Source organism: Pseudomonas sp. E1MeOHC2 (assembly GCF_058745025.1).
This window is the reverse complement of record NZ_CP196675.1, coordinates 1,156,481-1,175,967: the sequence shown is the minus strand read 5'-3', so window position 1 is coordinate 1,175,967 and position 19,487 is coordinate 1,156,481. Positions and strand designations below refer to the sequence as shown.

The following is a 19,487-nucleotide window of genomic DNA, read 5'->3' as shown; positions in this document are numbered from 1 at the left end:
AGGCCGACTTAGTGTTGCAGGATCTTGCTGAGGAAGTGCTGGGTACGTTGGTCGCGGGCGCTCTGGTCACCGAAGAACTCTTCTTTGGTGCAGTCTTCGATGATGCTGCCCTTGTCCATGAAAATGACCCGGTTGGCGACCTTGCGGGCGAAGCCCATCTCGTGGGTCACGCACATCATGGTCATGCCTTCGTGGGCCAGCTGTACCATCACATCCAGCACCTCGCTGACCATTTCCGGGTCCAGTGCGGAGGTGGGTTCGTCGAACAGCATGACGATGGGGTCCATGGCCAGGGCGCGCGCAATCGCCACGCGCTGCTGCTGGCCGCCGGAAAGTTGGCCGGGGTGTTTCTTGGCGTGTGCACTGAGGCCGACGCGCTCAAGCAGGGCCAGGCCTTTTTTGCTGGCCTCCGCCTCGCTGCGGCCGAGCACCTTGCGCTGGGCGATGGTCAGGTTCTCGGTGATGGTCAGATGCGGGAACAGCTCGAAGTGCTGGAACACCATGCCGACCCGCGAACGCAGCTTGGGCAGGTTGGTCTTCGGGTCGGCAATCGAGGTGCCATCGACCACGATGTCGCCCTTCTGGAACGGCTCCAAGGCGTTGACGCATTTGATCAGGGTAGATTTGCCCGAGCCCGATGGGCCGCACACCACTACCACTTCACCCTTCTTGACCTCGGTGCTGCAGTCGGTCAGTACCTGGAAGTCGCCGTACCACTTGTTGACGTTCTTGATGGAAATCATACGGTGATCCTTTTTTGCAGGCGCTTGACCAGCCACGAAGCGGAGAAGCTGATGATGAAGTAGACAACCCCGGCGAAGATCAGGAACTCATGGGAGCGCCCGATGATATCGCCGTTGGAGCGAGCCGAGTTGAGGAAGTCGACCAGGCCCACGGTGTATACCAGCGAGGTGTCCTGGAACAGGATGATGCTCTGCTGCAGCAGCAGTGGGGTCATCTTGCGGAAGGCCTGGGGCAAAATGATCAGGCGCATGGTCTGCGCGTAGTTCATACCCAGCGCTTGCGCGGCGCCCATCTGCCCTTTCGAGATCGACTGCACACCGGCGCGGACGATTTCGCAGAAGTACGCGGCCTCGAACATCATGAAGGCGACCACGCATGAGGTGAACGCACCGACCGGGGTGTCCTCGCCGGTGATCCAGCGCAGTACGAACGGCACCGCCAGGTAGAACCAGGTGATCACCAGCAGCAGCGGGATCGAGCGGAAGTAGTTGACGTAAGCGCCCGCCACCCGCGACAGCAGCTTGCTCGACGACAGGCGCATCAGCGCCAGGATGGTGCCGAGTGCGATACCGCCGACCACGCCCATGACCATCAGTTGCAGGGTCATGACCATACCGTCCCACAGGGCAGGCAGGGCCGGGATGATTTCGCTGAAATCCATCTCCATTTACTTGCCTCCTACAGAAATCAGGCCGGGTACGGCGACTTTCTTCTCGACCATGCGCATGAGCAGCATCAGGCCCATGTTCAGGGTGAAGTAGATCAGCGTGGCCAGGGTGAACGCCTCGAACAGGTTGGCGGAGAACTCAGCCGTCTGTTTGGTCTGCGCCAACAGCTCCATCAGGCCGATCAGCGACGCCACCGAGGAGTTCTTGAACACGTTGAGAAACTCGGAGGTAAGCGGCGGAATGATGATCCGGTAGGCTTGCGGCAGCAGCACGTTGGTGTAGATCTGCGGCAGGCTGAAGCCCATGGCGCGGGCGGCGGCTTCCTGGCCGCGGGGCAGCGCCTGGATGCCGGTGCGCACCTGTTCGCAGACACGGGCGGCGGTGAACAGGCCCAGGCAGATGACCACGCTGATCAGTGCCGAGGTAGTCGGGTTGAGGTCCTGCTTGAACCATTCCTGCAGGCCTTCGGGCAGCAGGTCTGGCACCAGGAAGTACCAGATGAACAGCTGCACCAGCAGCGGTACGTTGCGGAACAGCTCGACATAGGCAGTGGCGATGCCTGATACCAGGCGATTCGGCACGGTACGCATGACACCGAGCACCGACCCCAGCAGCAGCGCGACGATCCAGGCAGTGATGGCGATGGCGATGGTCCAGCCCAGGCCGGTGATGTACCAGTCCAGATAGGTTTCGCTGCCCACGCCGGTGGACTTGAAGAACACGCCCCAGTCCCAGTTGTAATTCATCGGGATTTCCCCTCAGACGGTTGTTTCACGGGCACCTTCCAGCATCCGGGGGCGCTTGGCGCCCTCGGATGAAAGGTTAGACACTAATGAGTGGCCTGCAGAATTGATTCGTGCTCGTGAGCACCAGGCCACTATTTGCTGAGGGTTAGGACTTCTTCTCGTCCGCGGCCTTGTCGGTCGGCTCGGCGATCAGTTTTTTCAGCTCGTCGCTCATCGGGAACTGCAGGTTCAGGCCCTTCGGTGGGATCGGCTGATTGAACCACTTGTCGTAGCTCTTGTTGACCTCGCCCGACTTGAAGTAGGCAACGATGGCGTCGTCGACCGCTTTCTTGAACGCAGCGTCTTCTTTGCGCACCATGCAACCGTAGATTTCGTACGACTGTGGAGTACCGGTGATGGTCCAGTCTGCGGGTTTGCGCGCCTTGGCCATTTCACCGGCCAGCAGGGCGTCGTCCATCATGAAGGCCACGGCGCGGCCGCTTTCGAGCATGTTGAAGGCTTCACCGTGGTCCTTGGCGGAAATCACGTTCATCTTCATCTGCTTGTCGGCGTTCATCGCCTTGAGGATGCGCTCGGAGGTGGTACCGGCAGTGGTTACCACGTTCTTGCCAGCCAGGTCCGGGAAGTCTTTGTATGCTGGCTGACCGTCCTTGAGCTTGGTCAGCAGGCGCGTGCCGACTTCGAAGATACCGACCGAGAAGCCGACTTGCTGTTGGCGCTCGACGTTGTTGGTGGTGGAGCCGCATTCCAGGTCAACGGTGCCGTTCTGCACCAGCGGGATACGGGTCTGGGAGGTGACGAGGTTGTAGCGGACCTTGATGTCGGTGCCCAGTTGCTTTTTCAGCGCGTCGACCACGGCCAACTGGATGTCATGGGAGTAGCCGACGGGTTCAGGCTTGCCTGCCAGGTAGGAAAACGGAATGGATGAGTCACGGTGCCCCAGTGTGATGGTGCCCGAGTCCTTGATCTTCTTCAGGGTGCCGGTCAGCTCCTCGGCCATGACGGGCGAAGCGATGACTGCAGCCGCGATAGCGGCGCCCAGCAATTGACGAACGATACGCATCAAATTTTCCTCGACGTGTTTGTTTTTTTTATGGAGCCGTTGGCGGACTCTTTCGTTCAACGAATACAGCATGAAGCGATGTGCATTCGGCTTCCAAGTGTAGAGCATGAGTCGTGCCAAGCTCTGACATTGATCATAACGCCCCGGAAAAAGGCGCAACGGAGTATTTTTTGCTGAGTGGAAGGTGATTTTTCGATCGGCTTTCCGAATGCGTGGCCTGGTTGCGTTCGGTTATCCGAACGGATTGTTGTCTGCCAGCCCTTGAGAAATATCTACCACTCTTTTGAAAGGGGCCTGAGGGACGCTCGCTTTTTCAAGAGGTGAGCCAATGAGCACTGCAGACAGCAAACTGTTTCCTCCTGCATCGGTGGACGCCCTGATCGCCAGGCAGATGCCAGATTGGGTCAAGACCACTTCCAGCGAGTCACTTCAGCAGTTGCACCAGGCGTTGAAGCGGGAGCAGAAGGCAGCCGAGAAGCTCAGGCGGGTGCTCGCGAGCATTCCGGGGCTTGGTGCCTTTGCACAACCCTTGCTTGAGGAGCAGTTGCACAAAAACTTCAACATCAAAGTGGAGTGCCGGACCGCGCTGCTGTGCACGGTGGTGAGCAGGGAGTTCCCAAGCATTTTCCCTCTTCCGCCCATCGTGCGTACGGTGCGCACGTCGTTCATCCCGCTGTTATCGGCGGCACTGCATAATTTTGCCTTGGAGGAGCTGGATGCTCGGCCGCGCGTGCGCCGAAAGCTCGAGCGCGCATCGGGTACACCTTTGGCGATCTCATTTGTGCAGTTCGCCAAACTGTGCCGCGACCTGGATATTGGTGCGCGTTATCAGGTGCTGTTGCGTGAGCATTTGTTACCCGCTGATGCCAAAGGGGATTCCCCAGGTCAGCGTCGAAAGCACGTCGAGGCGTTGATTGAGGAGTCGACGCGCGCCGCAATGGAAGCAGCCGTGCGTTATGCAGCAGTCAAGGGCCAGATTGACGAAAGCAGCTATCTGCAGATGTTGAGGGTTTTCACCGCCAAAGCAATCGTGCCTGCAGACACATCAGTACTCAAGTATCGCCAGCTGTACGTACTGGGCAAGACGGTGCAAGGGGTGGTAGCCGTTGAAGCCTGGGATGATAAGCGCTTCACGTTGCTCAACCTTGTGGTCTGGATACCGGGTGATCCCGTGCAGGCGGTAAGGCAATTCGCCTCCTGGGCGGCGCTCTATCAAGCGCTCGGGCTCAATTTGCGAAACCCAGACTACCGCCAGTTCTTCAGCAGGTTCATTGCCGAGAAGGACCGCGTCGCGTTTCTGATGACCCTCGACCGCTTGCTGTCGGCCACCAAAGCAGGCCGGGCGTTGGAACTTGATGGCCGTCACGTCCAGATCGGCGGTCCCCTCTTTATGTACCTGCGTGCCCGGTGGATTCAGAAAATCCTTGATGATGCACAAGCGTTGGCCGTACCGACCGGGGTTGAGGACGCAGCGTCCCGCAGGGAACGGTTGACCGGTTACGAGAATGTCGGCCTGACAGTGCTGGGGCTGGCAGGGCTGTTCGTCCCTGTGTTGGGGGAGGTGATGCTTGGGATCACGGCGTTGCAGATTGCTGGCGAGGTCTATGAAGGCTATGAGGACTGGCAGATAGGCGATCGTGAAGCGGCGCTTGGGCATTTGTTTTCGGTAGCAGAAACACTGGCAGTGGGCGCAGTAGTGGGCGGTGTTTCGGTTGCGGGGGGCAAGGTGCTTGAACGTATAGCCTTTGTCGATGACCTGACACCCGTTATTGACGGTGCCCGCGTAAAGCTGTGTTCCGACGACCTGTCGCCGTACAGGACTGTGCATGAGGGTGAGCATTTCGTGGGTCAGATTCACCCGGATGAAACAGGCTGGCATCTGCACCAACAGGAAGGCACTTACCCGGTGGCCCGTTCAGATGACGGAACGCAATTGCAGTTACGTCACCCCTCCCGTGACACCCGTTATCGTCTTCCACTTGAGCGCACAGCAGCTGGCAGCTGGCGGCACGCGCTGGAACATCCAGAGACCTGGGCAGAAGACCTGCTGCTTCTGCGACGGCTGGATGATGCGTATGCCGTTGTCACTGAGCAGCAGGCCACTGCCGTGCTCGATTGCACAGGGTTCGATGAATCGCGATTGAGGCAGCTGCACCTGGAGAACGCGCCTGTGCCTGCACGGCTGGCGGACGCCATGGAGCGCTATCGGCTGCATGAAACGTCCCCCGACACGACAGGCGATAGCTTCGAACGAATGATCACTGCGTCCCAGGAAGCTGAAGACACACAAGGCACGCTGCTAAGGCGCGATTTTCCGGGGCTCACTGTGCGGGGAGCGAAGGAGATATGCCGCCAAGTCAGTAGTGATGAGCTGATGCAGCTTGAGGCCACGGGCAAAGTCCCGTTGGGCATGGCGGAACGAGTGCGCTGGTTTTTGCGGGACAGTCGCCTGGATCGCGCTTGCGCCGGTCTGCGACAGTGGCAGGCTGTCAACGAGGACACGGAAAAGCTTGCCCTCGGTTTGGTGCAGGCGCTGGCAGCATGGCCCGATTCGCTCCGTGTAGAGTTGCGAGCAGGGTCCATTGAGGGGGCTTTGGTGGGCCGTGCGGGCGCTGAATCGGCGCAGAAGGTCATCAGCCTCGTTCGCGACGAACGTACCTACAGCGTTCATCTGCCGGCTGGCTCGCAACCAGGAGCGACTGATAACGGTACGCTGATGCGGGCACTGCTGCTCACGCTCAGTGATGATCAGAAGCTTGGTCTGGGCGATGCCGCGTTAAGTGAGTCGCAATTGGTCGATAAGCTGTCGACCCATGTGCGAACGCACAGGTCATTGGCGTCAAGATTGATCGGGCAGGCGGACATTGCCGGTGGTGTGCGGCCGCCGGTACGTTTTGGCGATGGACGTATAGGTTACCCACTCAGTGGTCACGGAGAAAGCCAAGGGCAGGCGGCGAGGCGGGGGATCAGGCAGGTGTTTCCAACCCTTGATGATACCCAGGTGCAGCAGTACCTGCTGGAGCACATCGCGGAAGGTGAAGACCCATGGTCACATTATGAGGCGCTGCACCGCCAATGGACCGCGTTGCGCCAGGGATTGCAGTCTTGGCGGGCCGAATATGCCTCGGTCACCGATTACCTGCGCCGGACCCGAGTGATAAACACGATCCGGCGAAGCTGGCGGCGCAAGATTGGGCGCAGGGCCGATGGCACATACACCTTGGAAATCCGCGGCGAACGGGTGGCTGGCTTGCCAGCGCTACCGGATGAGCTCAGGTTCGATCATGTGACGCGTTTGGTGCTGCGGGACATGAACCTGCCTGCTGTCGACATTGATTTCCTCAAGCGCTTCCCGAACCTTGAATGCCTGGATCTGCGGGGTAATCGTTTGCCTTCGATTCCGTCGGGTGTCTACTCGTTGGCTCGCCTGCGCGTATTGCGGCTCGACCACAACCAGATCGTGCTTACCATTGCGGACAACTCAAGGCTGGGTAGGCTAAGCAGGCTGGAACGACTCGAACTCAATCATAATCCGCTGGGGCAGATGCCACTGGTAAGGCGTTTGCCAAACTTGCTGCAGCTGGGTTTGCGTTCAACGCAATTGGCTACTTTTCCGTCCGACATTCAGCAACTGCCCTGGCGGGGCATGGTTGATTTGCGAAACAATCAGATCCGGCAGGTCAATCAAGACCTTGAGGGGCTGCGGGTTCGCTTGGAACAGATGGCGCTGCATGAAAATCCTGTCGATGAAGCCAGTGAACGCTTGCTGCAACCGCAACCTGGCCCTTCGAGTACTGCAGCGCATGAAGCCCAGCCGAGCCCAAGTTATCGTCAGCATGTGCTTGCGCAGGCGCAAGTTTCAGATTGGCTTGTCGGCTCGACCGGTGCGCAACGGGTCATGCGCGAAACGTCCTGGGGCAACCTGCGTGGTGAAACTGGCTCGGACGACTTCTTCCGCTTCCTTACGGACTTTTCCCAATCGCCCGACTATCTGAAGTACCCGGCATTCTATCGCGCGCGCGTCTGGGCCATCATCGAGGCATGCGAGCAGAATGCCGAATTGCGTGAGCTTTTGTTCGAGCAGGCAGGTGGTATTGCAACGTGTGAGGATCGGCTGCTGTGGGTATTCAGCCAGATGGAGGTCAGGGCATTGATTCATGGCCAAACCGCGGGCGCGGGAGAGATGTCGAGTGAAAGGTCGCTGTTGAGACTGGGCCGTTCGCTTTACCGGATGCAGGAGGTCGACCGGATAGCGGCGCAAAAACTGCAGCGGTTGAGGGTGCTGTTCGCGGATCAGCCGGCTCGGCTGGAGAAAATCGATGACGTCGAAACCTATCTTGCCTACCGGATCCGCCTGGCATCACCGCTGCAATTGGTTGGGCAACCGATAAGAATGCATTATGAAGCAGAGTCCCTGGTGACCGCTGCGGACATCAATGCTGCCCGGCTCGAGATTCTCCAAGGTGAAACTGACGAGCGCTTGGTCGATTCACTTGCAGGCCAGGAATTTTGGCAAGAGTACTTGCGTGCCACGTACAGCCCTCGGTTCAAACAGCTGGTCGATGCAAAACAGTCCGAATTATCACTCCTCGAAGAAAAGCTTGGCCGTGAAGAAATGACGGAGGCGGATTATCTGACCGCCTGCAATGTGCTGAAGTCGGACTTGACGCAGGAGGAGAGCGAGCTGATCAGGGCCTTGACAGCAGAGGCTTACAAGCACCAGCCGCTCTGAGCGGCCCCAGGCATGTTCGCCCCCGGGAACTGACCTTGGTCAGTGCCGGGGGCATCGTCTTCAAGCGGCTCGTTCGTTTGCGTCAAGAGGCGCAGTCTGCTGCAGGTAATCACTCAGCGATTGTTGCTCGGCGATAGAGGTAAACAGGCCCAACTTGGTGCGTCGCCACAGGATATCGTCGGCAGTCACTGCCCATTCTTCGCTGCGAAGGTAATCGACTTCCCGAGCGAACAGGCCGCCGCCCAATGATTGACCCAGGCCTTCAGGCCCGCTGATGCCCTCAAGCAGGCGCCAAACCCGGCTGCCGTATGTGGTTGCCCAACGTTGCGCGATCGCTACTGGCAGCCAAGGGTGGCGTGCAACCAATTCGTCAACCAAAGTCTGGGCTGCGGTCATTTGCTCGCCTCCTGGCAGAGGGGCAGCGGCGGTCCAGCTGCCGCGCATCTGGGTGAAGAATGGCTTGAGCTCGCCCATGGCCGATTCAGCCAGTTTGCGGTAGGTAGTGAGCTTGCCGCCAAAGACCGACAGCAACGGTGCCTGGCCTTCACCGGCGGACAGCGCAAGGGTGTAGTCGCGGGTCACGGCCGAAGGGTTGTCCGATTCGTCATTGCACAGCGGGCGAACGCCGGAGTAAGTGTGCAGGATGTCGTCACGGCTGAGCTGATGGTTGAAGTGCTGGTTGACCACTTTGAGCAGGTAATCGGTTTCGCCTTCAGTGATTTTCACCTGCGCCGGGTCGCCGCTGTATTCGCGGTCGGTGGTGCCGATCAGGGTGAAACGTTCCAGGTACGGGATGCAGAACACGATGCGCTGGTCTTCGTTCTGCAGGATATAGGCGTGCTCACCTTCATACAGGCGCGGGACGATGATGTGGCTGCCCTGGATCAGGCGGATGCCATACGGTGCGTCCAGCTTGAGGTCATCCTTGATGAAACTGGCCACCCAGGGGCCGGCAGCATTGACCAGGGCACGGGCACGAATCGTCTGCAGGCGACCGCCGGCATGCTGCAGTTCGACTTGCCACACGCCATCGACACGCTCGGCACGCAGGCAGCGGGTGCGAGTGACGATATCCGCACCGTTTTCGCGCGCCGCCATGGCATTGAGCACCACCAGGCGTGCGTCGTCCACGGCGCAGTCAGCATATTCGAACCCACGGGTGATGGCCGGCTTGAGCGGGTAGCCCGGGCCGAAGCGCAGGCTACGCGAAGCGCCCAGGCGCTTGCGCTTGCCCAGGTGGTCGTAGAGGAACAGGCCGGCGCGAATCATCCAGGCCGGGCGCAGGTGCGGGCGGTGAGGCAGCACGAAACGCATTGGCTTGACGATATGCGGTGCTTTGGCCAGCAGTACTTCGCGTTCTGCCAGCGCTTCGCGTACTAGACGGAATTCGTAGTGCTCCAGGTACCGCAGGCCGCCGTGGATCAGCTTGCTGCTGGCCGATGAGGTGTGCTGCGCCAGGTCGTCCTTTTCGCAAAGGAACACCTTCAGGCCGCGCCCGGCGGCGTCGGCAGCAATGCCCACACCATTGATGCCACCGCCGATCACGGCGAGGTCATAGCAGTCGGCGAGGGGTGGCTGGGACGAAACGGGCTGGGACACGGGCAAGGCCTCCTGAGGCTGTTCACATCGAATATGAACATTGATGTTCGTTTTCGAAAATACTAGCGCAACAGAAGGCCGGTATCCAGTCAGTCTTTATAGAAAATACTGATCGGATGACAATAAAGTGAACATTTACGAAAATTCGGGTGTAAGGCTTGATTGGCCCGAAACAAATAGGGGCGAGCGTTGCTCGCGATGCGCCGCGCGGGCGGCGCTCGATCTAGAGAGCGATAAAAATCTCAATCCATACGCTTGAGTGCCGCAATCTGCTTCACACCACGTCGAGGCGAATCTTGTACTGGTTGAGCAAGTGGGCGAGGGCGGGTGTCGGCGTCTGGTCGGTCACCAAACAGTCCACCAGGCTGATCGAGCCCAAGCGAACCATGGCATTACGCCCGAACTTGCTGGAGTCGGCAGCCAGGATCACCTGGCGTGCATTGGCGATCAGGGCCTGGGAAACCCGTACCTCCTGGTAATCGAAGTCCAGCAGGCTGCCATCTTCGTCGATGCCGCTGATGCCAACCAGGGCGAAGTCGACCTTGAACTGGTTGATGAAATCGACGCTGGCCTGGCCTACCACACCACCATCGCGGCGCACCGTGCCACCTGCCACCAGTACTTCGAAATCGTCTTTGGCCGCCAGGATCGAGGCCACGTGAAGGTTGTTGGTAATCACCTTCAGGTGGTTATGGTTGAGCAGTGCGCGGGCGATCGATTCGGTCGTTGTGCCAATGTTGATGAACAGCGAGGCATGGTCGGGAATCTGCGAGGCTACAGCTTCGGCGATGCGCTGTTTCTCGTCGCGCATCTGGTCGGCGCGCATGGCGTAGGCGGTGTTCTCGATGCTCGAGTCATACGCGGCGCCCCCGTGGTAGCGGCGCAGCAGGTTGAGCTCGGCAAGCTGGTTGATGTCGCGACGGATGGTTTGCGGGGTGACGACGAACAGCTGCGCCATTTCTTCGATGCTGACGTAGCCGCGTTCGCGGACCAGCTCGAGGATTTGTTGTTGGCGAGGGGGCAGATTCATGGGCGGTCCTTTTGGGCTGCCGGACAAATTCTGCAATGATGCCGTAGGACGGGGATGACGGCCAGTAGCCGGTTGTGCAAGACGCCTGTAGGAGCAGCACAAGGCTGCCCCTACAGGAAGGCGTCAAGCCTCGTGGTCTTCCCAGTCGCGGGTACGGTCGACGGCTTTTTTCCAGCCAGCGTACAGCTTCTCTTTCTGCGTCTCGTCCAATTGTGGGCTGAACTCGCGCTCGATGATCGCCTTGTCGCGCAACTCGTCCAGGCTGCTCCAGAAGCCACAGGCCAGACCCGCCAGGTAGGCGGCGCCAAGGGCTGTGGTTTCACGCATTTTCGGGCGTTCCACACAGGTACCGAGGATGTCGGCCTGGAACTGCATGAGGAAGTTGTTGGCGACTGCGCCGCCGTCCACGCGCAGCTCGGACAGGCGCTGGCCGCAATCTTGCTGCATGGCGTCAAGCACGTCACGGGTCTGGTAGGCGATAGACTCCAGCGCTGCGCGGATGATGTGGTCTACCTTCACCCCGCGCGTCAGGCCGAACAAGGCGCCACGGGCATAGGGGTCCCAGTAGGGGGCGCCCAGGCCAGTGAAGGCGGGCACCAGATATACGCCGTTGCTGTCCTTGACCTTACTGGCGAAGTACTCGGTGTCCAGTGCATCGTTGACGATCTTCAGTTCGTCGCGCAGCCACTGCACGGTAGAGCCACCGTTGAACACTGCGCCCTCCAGGGCATAGGCCACCTCGCCGCGGGGGCCGCAGGCGATGGTGGTGAGCAAGCCGTGAGACGAGTTGACGGCCTTGTCGCCGGTGTTCATCAGCAGGAAGCAGCCGGTGCCATAGGTGTTCTTGGCCTGGCCAGGCTCGACGCACATCTGGCCGAACAGCGCTGACTGCTGGTCGCCGGCGATACCGGCGATGGCAATCCCGCTCTTGGTGTGGCCATAGACTTCGGAAGAGGAGCGTACCTCGGGCAGCATCTGGCGTGGAATGCCAAGGATTTCCAGCAGCTTGTCGTCCCATTCCAGCGTGTGGATGTTGAACATCAGCGTACGCGACGCGTTGGTGTAGTCGGTGACATGCACCTTGCCGCCGGAGAACTTCCAGATCAGCCAGGTATCGATAGTGCCGAACAGCAGTTCGCCGCGTTCGGCGCGTTCACGGGCACCTTCGACATTGTCGAGAATCCACTTGAGCTTGGTGCCGGAGAAGTACGGGTCGGTGACCAGGCCCGTGGTCTCGCGGATGTAGCCTTCATGGCCATCACGCTTGAGTTGTGCGCAGATCTCGGTACTGCGCCGGCACTGCCAGACAATGGCGTTGTACACCGGGCGGCCGGTTTCCTTGTCCCACACCACCGTGGTTTCACGCTGGTTGGTGATGCCGAGTGCCGCGACCTGGGCATGGCTGATGCCCGCCTGGGCCAGGGCTTCGACCATGGTGGCGCTCTGGGTGGCGAAGATCTCCATCGGGTCGTGTTCGACCCAGCCAGCCTGGGGGTAGTGCTGGACGAATTCGCGCTGGGAGGTGCCGACCACATTGGCGTCGCGGTCGAAAATGATGGCCCGCGAACTGGTGGTGCCCTGGTCCAGGGCGATGATGTAGTTCTTATCCAGGGTGTCTGTCATGGTCGTAGGCCTTGCAAAATTAGGAAGTCAGGGCTTGGGCGTGAGGCCGCATCAGTTGACTTGAGTATCGCCCTGGCGATTGTCGTTTGTCTCAGGGTTCGCGGTTGGCGCCACCGGCAGGTTGCGGGCGATCAAGCCGCGATACGCTGCGGCGCCCAGGCATGCGCCGAGAATAGGTGCGAACACCGGAACCAGGAAATAGGGGATGTCCCGTCCGCCAGTGAAGGCGATTTCGCCCCAACCGGCCAGGAAAGTCATCAATTTTGGCCCGAAATCGCGGGCCGGGTTCATCGCAAAGCCGGTCAGCGGCCCCATGGCGCTGCCGATCACGGCAATCAACAGGCCGATGAGCAACGGCGCTACGGCGCCACGGGGCAGGCCATTGTTGTCGTCGGTGAGGGCCATGATCACGGCCATGAGGATGGCGGTGATGACCACTTCCACCAGGAACGCCTGGCCGGTGGAAAGCGAGGGGTGCGGGTAGGTGGAGAACACCGAGGCCAGTTCCAGGCTTTCGGTGCTGCCGCGCAGCATGGCGTGGGCTTGTTCGAAATCGAAGAACAGGTTGCTGTACAAGGTGTAGACCAACGCTGCGCCGCAGAAGGCGCCGCACACCTGAGCGAGCATGTAGAACGGCAGCTTGCGCTTGTCGAAACCGGCGAACAGGGTGAGGGCGATGCTCACGGCCGGGTTCAGGTGCGCACCTGAAACGCCAGCGGTGAAGTAGATCGCCATGCTCACGCCGACGCCCCAGATGATGCTGATCTCCCACAGGCCGAAGCTGGCGCCCGCGACTTTGAGCGCGGCGACGCAACCAGTACCGAAAAAGATCAGCAGCGCAGTGCCAAGAAACTCGGCCAGGCATTGGCTGGACAAGGTGGGTTCGCGTAGAGCAGTCGTCATGTATGACCTCGTTTTTTTTGTTGTGAGGCGCGTGGCGCTCGACAGCAAAGCCCGGTGTCTATCCCCATTGACCCCGGGCAGATGTAAGAAATGCACCTAAAACGTGCACCATTTATTCAGAAACGAAAAAATATAGACAAGAAACGCTTATGTCAAAGGTCGAAAGTGAACGGTCAGTCACGATTTGGACGTAGTTCTAGGTCGCGAAACCTTACGCTAGAGAGGCGCGTAAGCTCCGAACTGGCTGGGATGTGGGATATGTCCTAAAGTAGCCGCCGACTTGTCCCTGACCGGAGCCTACGCATGACCCCCGCCCTAGACCTGTTGAAAAAAAACCGCGCCGAGCATCGCGTGCACAGTTATGAACACGATCCGAAATCAGCGTCGTATGGGTTGGAGGCAGCGGAAAAGCTCGGGCTCGACCCGCAGCAGGTGTTCAAGACCTTGCTGGCGAGCAGTGAGAAAGGTGAATTGCTGGTGGCGGTGGTGCCGGTGGTGGGGACCTTGGACCTTAAGGCGCTGGCCCATGCGGCGGGGGTGAAGAAGTGTGAGATGGCCGACCCTGCGGCGGCCCAGCGTGCCACGGGGTATCTGGTGGGCGGCATTAGCCCGTTGGGCCAGAAGAAGCGCCTGCGCACCTTCATTGATGATTCGGCGCAAAACTTTGCAACCATTCATGTCAGCGCCGGGCGGCGCGGGTTGGAAGTGGAGTTGGCGGCAGCGGTGCTGGCTGAACATACCCAGGGCACGTTTGCAGGCATTGGCCGGGGCTGACATTGCTGGGGCTGCGCAGCAGCCCCTGAATACAGAATCAGGTCGCCGAACTGTACCGGCGAACACCATTCTCCTGCCGTGGCAACTGCGCCGCGACACTGCCCGGCACTGGGAACAGCACCAGGTGATCGGCCTCCACCGCAATCCCTACGTCTTCACCGACCTGTTGATCGATATGGCTTGGGAAGATCGCCTCCAGCTGGCTGCCTGTAGGCAGTTGCAGGCGATACAGGGTCGATGCACCGAGGAAGCTCTTGCCGACGATGCTTGCGCGCAGTTGGCTGTCTGGCGCATGCACGATGTCATCGGGCCGCAGCAGCACATCCACCGAGCTCCCCGGCGCCATGATGTACGCACGGTTGCCCCGTAGCTCACCGAGTTCGGTACTGACCGCCTCGTGGCTGCTCATCTGGCCCCGGATGAAGTAGCCCTGGCCGATGAAGCTGGCCACGAACGGCGTCTGCGGCTCATGGTAGAGGTTGTACGGGGTATCCCACTGCTCCAGGCGACCTTCCTTGAACACCCCCACCTGGTCACTGACGGCAAATGCTTCCTCCTGGTCGTGGGTCACCAGAATAGCGCTGGTGCCACGGCTCTTGAGGATGTCGCGAACCTCATGGCTCAAGCGCCGGCGCAGTTCCACGTCGAGGTTGGAAAAAGGCTCGTCGAGCAGCAGCAACTGAGGCTCTGGCGCCAGCGCGCGGGCCAGGGCGACCCGCTGCTGCTGCCCACCGGACAGTTCGTGCGGATAGCGGCCGCCCAGCCCACCGAGCTTGACCAGTTCGAGCATTTCTTCGACGACTTCAGCCTGGCGCGGGTGCTTGGCGATGCCGAAGGCGATGTTCTGGGCGACGGTCAGGTGCGGGAACAGGGCGTAGTCCTGGAACACCATGCCGATGCGGCGCTTTTCTGGGGCCAGGGTGAAGCCGGCACGGGATATGACCTCGCCAGCCAGCTGGATCTCGCCTTCATGGATAGGCTCGAAGCCGGCGATGGCGCGCAAGGTGGTGGTCTTGCCACAACCGGATGAACCCAGCAGGCAACCAATGTCGCCTGCGTTCAGGTGCAGGTTGAGGTTCTGGACGATGCGCTGGTCGCCATAGCCGCAGGCGAGGTTGCGCAGGTTGAGCAGTAGGGGTTGACTCATGCGTGGTGGTAAGCCGGTTCTACAAGGAATTCGAGAAGGGCCTTCTGTGCATGCAGGCGGTTTTCAGCCTGGTCCCAGGCGACCGAACGAGGGTCGTCGAGCAGGTCATGGCTGATTTCCTCGCCACGGTGGGCGGGCAGGCAGTGCATGAACAGGGCGTCGGGTGCCGCCAGGTCGAGCAGTTCGCGGGTGACCTGGTAAGGCGCGAAATGCGCCAGGCGCCGTGCAGTTTCCTCCTCCTGGCCCATGGAAGTCCAGACATCGGTGGTCACCAGGTGCGCGCCACGTACTGCTTCCTTGGGATCGCGGATGATCTGCACGCGATCACCGCCCAGTGCCATGAAGCGTGGATCCGGGTCGTACCCTTCCGGGCAGGCGATGCGCAGTTGGAAATCGAACTGCCGAGCGGCTTCGATATAGGAGTTGCACATGTTGAAGCCATCACCGATCCACGCCACGGTCTTGCCCTGGATCGCGCCGCGATGTTCGAGGAACGTCTGCATGTCGGCCAGCAACTGGCACGGGTGCGACTCATCGGACAGGGCGTTGATCACCGGTACGCGCGATTTCGCGGCGAACTCGGTCAAGGTGCTGTGGGCGTGGGTACGGATCATCACCACGTCGAGCATGCTCGACAGGACGATGGCGCTGTCACCGATTGGCTCGCCACGGCCCAGTTGGGTATCGCGAGGCGACAGGAAGATCGCCTGGCCGCCCAACTGGATCATGCCGGCCTCGAACGACACTCGGGTACGGGTCGAGGACTTTTCGAAGATCATGCCCAGCACACGGTTTTTGAGGGGCTCGAACAGCACGCTTCGCTTGCGCAGGTCCTTCAGCTCGATGCCGCGGCGGATCACCCCGAGCAATTCGTCGGTGGTGAAGTCCAGCAGGGAGAGAAAGTGCCTAGCGCTCATGATTGACTACCTTATCTGCAACGGTATGCAGGTCGACCGTATGGTTTTTTTTGACAACGGGAGTGACCTGCGGCGTAAGCCGCACGGGGCGGACGAAATAGGGAAAGGCGCAATACTATAATTAAATGTCGCCTGAAACCAAGAGGGGAAACAGCAGCTCTGTTGCAAAGGGTGTCGTTACCCATTGAGCGTGCGCTGTTTTTTATTTGCTACAGAGGTTGTACACGGCTTGCCCGCGATTTGGCAAATGTGTGTCGCGAATCGTTTGCCTGATGTCGGGGAATTCACAGCGCGAAACGCGCTGGCGGGGCCCTGGGGCCGGGCGCATAGTCGTGATCGGACCCACCATAACGCAGAGGCGGCCATGACCAAGACCCTGCATCACCGTGCCTGTCACCTGTGCGAAGCGATCTGCGGGTTGAACATTGAAGTCAGCCATGACGACGACGGTCGGGCGCTGATCAGTGCGATCAAAGGCGACCCCGACGACCCGTTCAGCCGCGGCCATATCTGCCCAAAGGCCGTGGCCTTGCAAGACATCCAGAACGATCCCGACCGCCTGCGTCAGCCCCACCGACGGGTTGGCGATCAATGGCAGGCGATCGGTTGGGACGAGGCCTTCGCCCTGGCGGCCGACACATTGTGGCGCATCCAGCAGGCCCACGGTCGCAACGCAGTGGCGGTGTATCAAGGCAACCCCAGCGTGCACAACTATGGGTTGATGACCCACAGCAACTATTTCCTGGGCTTGTTGAAGACCCGCAATCGATTTTCGGCCACCTCGGTGGATCAATTACCCCAGCACCTGACCAGTCACCTGATGTACGGCCACGGTCTGCTGTTGCCGATTCCGGACATCGACCACACCGACTTCATGCTGATGCTGGGCGCCAACCCGTTGGCGTCCAATGGCAGCATCATGACCGTGCCCGATGTGGAAAAGCGCCTGAAGGCCCTGCGTGCCCGTGGTGGCCAGTTGGTGGTGGTTGACCCGAGGCACAGCGAAACGGCAGCCATGGCCGACCAGCACCTGTTCATCCTCCCCGGCGGCGATGCGGCATTGCTCAGTGGTTTGCTCAATACCCTGTTCGACGAAGGCCTGACCCGTGTGTCACACGTGCCAGTCAATGGCCTGGATCAGGTGCGCAGCGCAATCGCCCCGTTCACGGCCGAAGCCATGAGCGCATTGTGTGGCATAGCTGCTGCGGATATTCGCCAACTGGCGCGGGATTTCGCGGCGGCCGACAAGGCGGTCTGCTATGGCCGCATGGGCGTTTCGACTCAGGCCTTCGGCACCGTGTGCCACTGGCTGGTGCAACTGATCAACCTGGTCACCGGCAACCTGGATCGGGTGGGTGGCGCATTGTGTACCGAGCCTGCTGTCGACCTGGTGGCAAGTACTTCGGGCGGGCACTTCAATGCCTGGCAGAGCCGGGTTTCGGGGCTGCCGGAGTACGCGGGCGAGCTGCCGGTCGCTGCACTGGCCGAGGAAATCCTCACGCCCGGAGAGGGGCAGGTGCGGGCCCTGATCACCGTGGCGGGCAACCCGGTGCTGTCCACGCCTAACGGTCGGCAACTGGACGGGGCGCTGGAGGGGCTCGAATTTATGCTCAGCATCGACCTTTACATCAACGAGAGCACTCGCCATGCCGACTTGATCCTGCCGTCCACGTCGGCGCTGGAGAACGATCACTACGACAGCACCTTCAACCTGCTGGCCGTGCGCAACGTGACGCGCTTCAACCGAGCGATCCTGGCCAAGCCCGAAGGCGCGCTGCATGATTGGGAGATCTTTGTCGGCCTGGCCAGGGCCTTTGCCGAACGGGCGAACCTTGAGCTCAAGCCAACCATGGCGCCGGCGAAGATGATCGATTGGGCCCTGCGCAAGGGGCGCTACGGCGATGAGTCGGCCTGGAAACTCTCGCTGGAAACGCTCGATCGGTACCCCCACGGGGTCGACCTTGGGCCGTTGAGCGCCAATCTGGAGGCCCGTTTGAACACTGCCAGCCAGGCCATCGAGGCGGCACCGCAGGTGCTGCTCGACGACTTGGCCAGGCTGGCACGGCAAGCGCCGATGGCGTCGGGGACGCTGTTGTTGATCGGCCGCCGCCATGTGCGCAGCAACAACTCGTGGATGCACAACTATCACCGGCTGGTCAAAGGTAAGCCGCGCCATCAGCTGTTGATGCACCCTGACGATTTGCAGCAACGGCAGTTGCAGGATGGCCAGCGTGTGCGCATACGTTCGCGTACCGGCACCCTCGAAGTTGAGGTGCAGGCGTGTACGGACATGATGCCAGGCGTGGTCAGCCTGCCACACGGGTATGGCCATGGCCGCCAGGGCGTGCGGTTGCAGATTGCCCACGGGCAGCCTGGGGTCAGTGCCAACGACCTGACCGATGAGCGCTTGCGCGATCAGGTGTCGGGCAATGCAGCCCTCAATGGCGTGCCTGTGCACGTAGAGGCCGCCTGAGCAACGGCAAGGCCGAGCACTCCGCTCGGCTTTCCGATACAATGCGTCACCGTGCCGACCATCGAGTCGGAAAGTTCAGACGAGGTGTTCCATGGATATCATCGAAACGATCAAAGAGCAGATTGCCAACAACACCATTCTGCTTTACATGAAAGGCTCGCCGAATGCCCCGCAATGCGGGTTCTCGGCCAAGGCATCGCAAGCTGTGATGGGTTGTGGCGAGAAGTTCGCCTACGTCGACATCCTGCAGAACCCGGAAATCCGCGCGAACCTGCCCAAGTACGCCAACTGGCCAACCTTCCCGCAGCTGTGGGTAGCTGGCGAGCTGGTCGGCGGCAGCGACATCATGCTGGAAATGTTTGAAAACGGTGAGCTGCAAACCCTGATCAAGGAAGCGGCTGCCAAGGCGAAGGCTGCTGAAGCCTGATCCTAGAACGCCCATAAAAAAACCCGCTCATGGCGGGTTTTTTTATGGGCGGTGATTTTACTCTTCGCCCATCTGCGACTGCAGGTAGTTCTCGATGCTGATCTTGTCGATCAGGCTCAGCTGGGTTTCCAGCCAGTCGATGTGCTCTTCTTCGGACTCGAGGATGTCTTCGAGCATTTCACGCGAGCCAAAGTCGCCGACGGTTTCGCAGTGAGCGATGGCGGCTTTCAGGTCGATCAGGCCTTTTTGTTCGATCTTCAGGTCGCACTCGAGCATCTCTTTGGTGTGCTCGCCGATCAGCAGCTTGCCCAGGTCCTGGACGTTGGGGATGCCTTCGAGGAAGAGAATACGCTTGATCAGTTTGTCAGCGTGTTTCATCTCGTCGATGGATTCCTTGTACTCGTGCTTGCCGAGTTTGTTCAGGCCCCAATCTTCGTACATGCGTGCGTGCAGGAAGTACTGGTTGATCGCGACCAGCTCGTTTCCGAGGATCTTGTTGAGATGCTGGATGACGCTTACGTCGCCTTTCATGACGGGTTCCTGCCCTGTAGAAGTGTGCCAATACAGAGAAGTTTGAGCTTGATACTTAGGGCTGTCAAACCTAAGTTGTTGAATAATAAGTGAAAATGAATAGGAATAAG

15 protein-coding genes are annotated in these 19,487 nt (G+C 60.1%); 4 read left to right on the top strand and 11 right to left on the bottom strand.

From position 1 onward, the window contains the following. Positions 1-8: 8 nt before the first annotated feature. The 4 genes from ACSSU5_RS05185 to ACSSU5_RS05170 form a co-directional block, all read right to left on the bottom strand. On the bottom strand, positions 9-743 hold the full coding sequence (locus ACSSU5_RS05185) for an amino acid ABC transporter ATP-binding protein (protein WP_264311856.1): 735 nt from the start codon (positions 741-743) through the stop codon (positions 9-11). Then, positions 740-1,411 (bottom strand): amino acid ABC transporter permease, encoded by a 672-nt coding sequence (locus ACSSU5_RS05180; protein ID WP_264311857.1) that lies wholly within the window; start codon positions 1,409-1,411, stop codon positions 740-742. The genes ACSSU5_RS05185 and ACSSU5_RS05180 overlap by 4 nt, the downstream gene beginning before the upstream one ends. Beyond that, the gene (locus tag ACSSU5_RS05175; protein ID WP_264311858.1) at positions 1,412-2,158 is read right to left on the bottom strand and encodes an amino acid ABC transporter permease; all 747 of its coding nucleotides are present in this window, start codon (positions 2,156-2,158) and stop codon (positions 1,412-1,414) included. Positions 2,159-2,303: 145 nt separating this feature from the next. Next, positions 2,304-3,221: a glutamate/aspartate ABC transporter substrate-binding protein gene (locus ACSSU5_RS05170; protein WP_264311859.1), complete on the bottom strand. Its 918-nt coding sequence runs from the start codon at positions 3,219-3,221 to the stop codon at positions 2,304-2,306. A 328-nt stretch (positions 3,222-3,549) separates the two neighbouring features. On the opposite strand from ACSSU5_RS05170, the gene ACSSU5_RS05165 reads away from it, so the two are divergent. Then, positions 3,550-7,953 carry an NEL-type E3 ubiquitin ligase domain-containing protein gene (locus ACSSU5_RS05165; protein WP_492560735.1) on the top strand — a complete coding sequence of 1,468 codons (4,404 nt, stop codon included), beginning with the start codon at positions 3,550-3,552 and terminating at the stop codon, positions 7,951-7,953. 60 nt (positions 7,954-8,013) lie between these two features. Here ACSSU5_RS05165 and glpD read toward each other — a convergent pair whose 3' ends face one another. The 4 genes from glpD to ACSSU5_RS05145 form a co-directional block, all read right to left on the bottom strand. Further along, on the bottom strand, positions 8,014-9,552 hold the full coding sequence (gene glpD / locus ACSSU5_RS05160) for a glycerol-3-phosphate dehydrogenase (RefSeq protein WP_492560734.1): 1,539 nt from the start codon (positions 9,550-9,552) through the stop codon (positions 8,014-8,016). A 274-nt stretch (positions 9,553-9,826) separates the two neighbouring features. After that, positions 9,827-10,582, bottom strand: a complete 756-nt coding sequence (gene glpR, locus ACSSU5_RS05155) for a DNA-binding transcriptional repressor GlpR (RefSeq protein WP_186677481.1) — start codon at positions 10,580-10,582, stop codon at positions 9,827-9,829. Positions 10,583-10,705: 123 nt separating this feature from the next. After that, on the bottom strand, positions 10,706-12,205 hold the full coding sequence (gene glpK, locus ACSSU5_RS05150) for a glycerol kinase GlpK (RefSeq protein WP_492560733.1): 1,500 nt from the start codon (positions 12,203-12,205) through the stop codon (positions 10,706-10,708). A 51-nt stretch (positions 12,206-12,256) separates the two neighbouring features. Beyond that, positions 12,257-13,108, bottom strand: a complete 852-nt coding sequence (locus ACSSU5_RS05145) for an MIP/aquaporin family protein (protein ID WP_033702676.1) — start codon at positions 13,106-13,108, stop codon at positions 12,257-12,259. 303 nt (positions 13,109-13,411) lie between these two features. On the opposite strand from ACSSU5_RS05145, the gene ybaK reads away from it, so the two are divergent. Beyond that, positions 13,412-13,882: a Cys-tRNA(Pro) deacylase gene (gene ybaK, locus ACSSU5_RS05140; protein WP_264311863.1), complete on the top strand. Its 471-nt coding sequence runs from the start codon at positions 13,412-13,414 to the stop codon at positions 13,880-13,882. 37 nt (positions 13,883-13,919) lie between these two features. Here ybaK and ACSSU5_RS05135 read toward each other — a convergent pair whose 3' ends face one another. Together ACSSU5_RS05135 and argF are read right to left on the bottom strand one after the other, a co-directional pair. Then, entirely contained in the window at positions 13,920-15,029 is a 1,110-nt protein-coding gene (locus tag ACSSU5_RS05135) for an ABC transporter ATP-binding protein (protein WP_264311864.1), read from the bottom strand. Beyond that, on the bottom strand, positions 15,026-15,946 hold the full coding sequence (argF, locus tag ACSSU5_RS05130) for an ornithine carbamoyltransferase (protein ID WP_264311865.1): 921 nt from the start codon (positions 15,944-15,946) through the stop codon (positions 15,026-15,028). Before argF ends, ACSSU5_RS05135 begins: the two co-directional genes overlap by 4 nt. Before the next feature lie 364 nt (positions 15,947-16,310). Between argF and ACSSU5_RS05125 the strand changes: the two genes are divergently transcribed. Continuing rightward, on the top strand, positions 16,311-18,419 hold the full coding sequence (locus ACSSU5_RS05125) for a molybdopterin oxidoreductase family protein (protein WP_492560732.1): 2,109 nt from the start codon (positions 16,311-16,313) through the stop codon (positions 18,417-18,419). A 91-nt stretch (positions 18,420-18,510) separates the two neighbouring features. Next, complete coding sequence (gene grxD, locus ACSSU5_RS05120) at positions 18,511-18,846, top strand: Grx4 family monothiol glutaredoxin (protein WP_264311867.1); 336 nt, start codon at positions 18,511-18,513, stop codon at positions 18,844-18,846. 57 nt (positions 18,847-18,903) lie between these two features. Here the strand turns inward: grxD and bfr are convergent, their stop codons facing one another. Beyond that, positions 18,904-19,377 (bottom strand): bacterioferritin, encoded by a 474-nt coding sequence (gene bfr / locus ACSSU5_RS05115; protein WP_027594191.1) that lies wholly within the window; start codon positions 19,375-19,377, stop codon positions 18,904-18,906. Positions 19,378-19,487: the final 110 nt, after the last annotated feature.

Bases quoted from the DNA above. Each gene is read 5' to 3' on its own strand.
- ybaK (WP_264311863.1), top strand. From the start codon at position 13,412: ATGACCCCCGCCCTAGACCTGTTGAAAAAAAACCGCGCCGAGCATCGC.
- glpR (WP_186677481.1), bottom strand. From the start codon at position 10,582: ATGAATCTGCCCCCTCGCCAACAACAAATCCTCGAGCTGGTCCGCGAA.
- ACSSU5_RS05185 (WP_264311856.1), bottom strand. From the start codon at position 743: ATGATTTCCATCAAGAACGTCAACAAGTGGTACGGCGACTTCCAGGTA.
- ACSSU5_RS05165 (WP_492560735.1), top strand. From the start codon at position 3,550: ATGAGCACTGCAGACAGCAAACTGTTTCCTCCTGCATCGGTGGACGCC.
- glpK (WP_492560733.1), bottom strand. From the start codon at position 12,205: ATGACAGACACCCTGGATAAGAACTACATCATCGCCCTGGACCAGGGC.
- grxD (WP_264311867.1), top strand. From the start codon at position 18,511: ATGGATATCATCGAAACGATCAAAGAGCAGATTGCCAACAACACCATT.
- ACSSU5_RS05175 (WP_264311858.1), bottom strand. From the start codon at position 2,158: ATGAATTACAACTGGGACTGGGGCGTGTTCTTCAAGTCCACCGGCGTG.
- ACSSU5_RS05125 (WP_492560732.1), top strand. From the start codon at position 16,311: ATGACCAAGACCCTGCATCACCGTGCCTGTCACCTGTGCGAAGCGATC.
- bfr (WP_027594191.1), bottom strand. From the start codon at position 19,377: ATGAAAGGCGACGTAAGCGTCATCCAGCATCTCAACAAGATCCTCGGA.
- ACSSU5_RS05135 (WP_264311864.1), bottom strand. From the start codon at position 15,029: ATGAGTCAACCCCTACTGCTCAACCTGCGCAACCTCGCCTGCGGCTAT.
- argF (WP_264311865.1), bottom strand. From the start codon at position 15,946: ATGAGCGCTAGGCACTTTCTCTCCCTGCTGGACTTCACCACCGACGAA.
- ACSSU5_RS05180 (WP_264311857.1), bottom strand. From the start codon at position 1,411: ATGGAGATGGATTTCAGCGAAATCATCCCGGCCCTGCCTGCCCTGTGG.
- ACSSU5_RS05170 (WP_264311859.1), bottom strand. From the start codon at position 3,221: ATGCGTATCGTTCGTCAATTGCTGGGCGCCGCTATCGCGGCTGCAGTC.
- ACSSU5_RS05145 (WP_033702676.1), bottom strand. From the start codon at position 13,108: ATGACGACTGCTCTACGCGAACCCACCTTGTCCAGCCAATGCCTGGCC.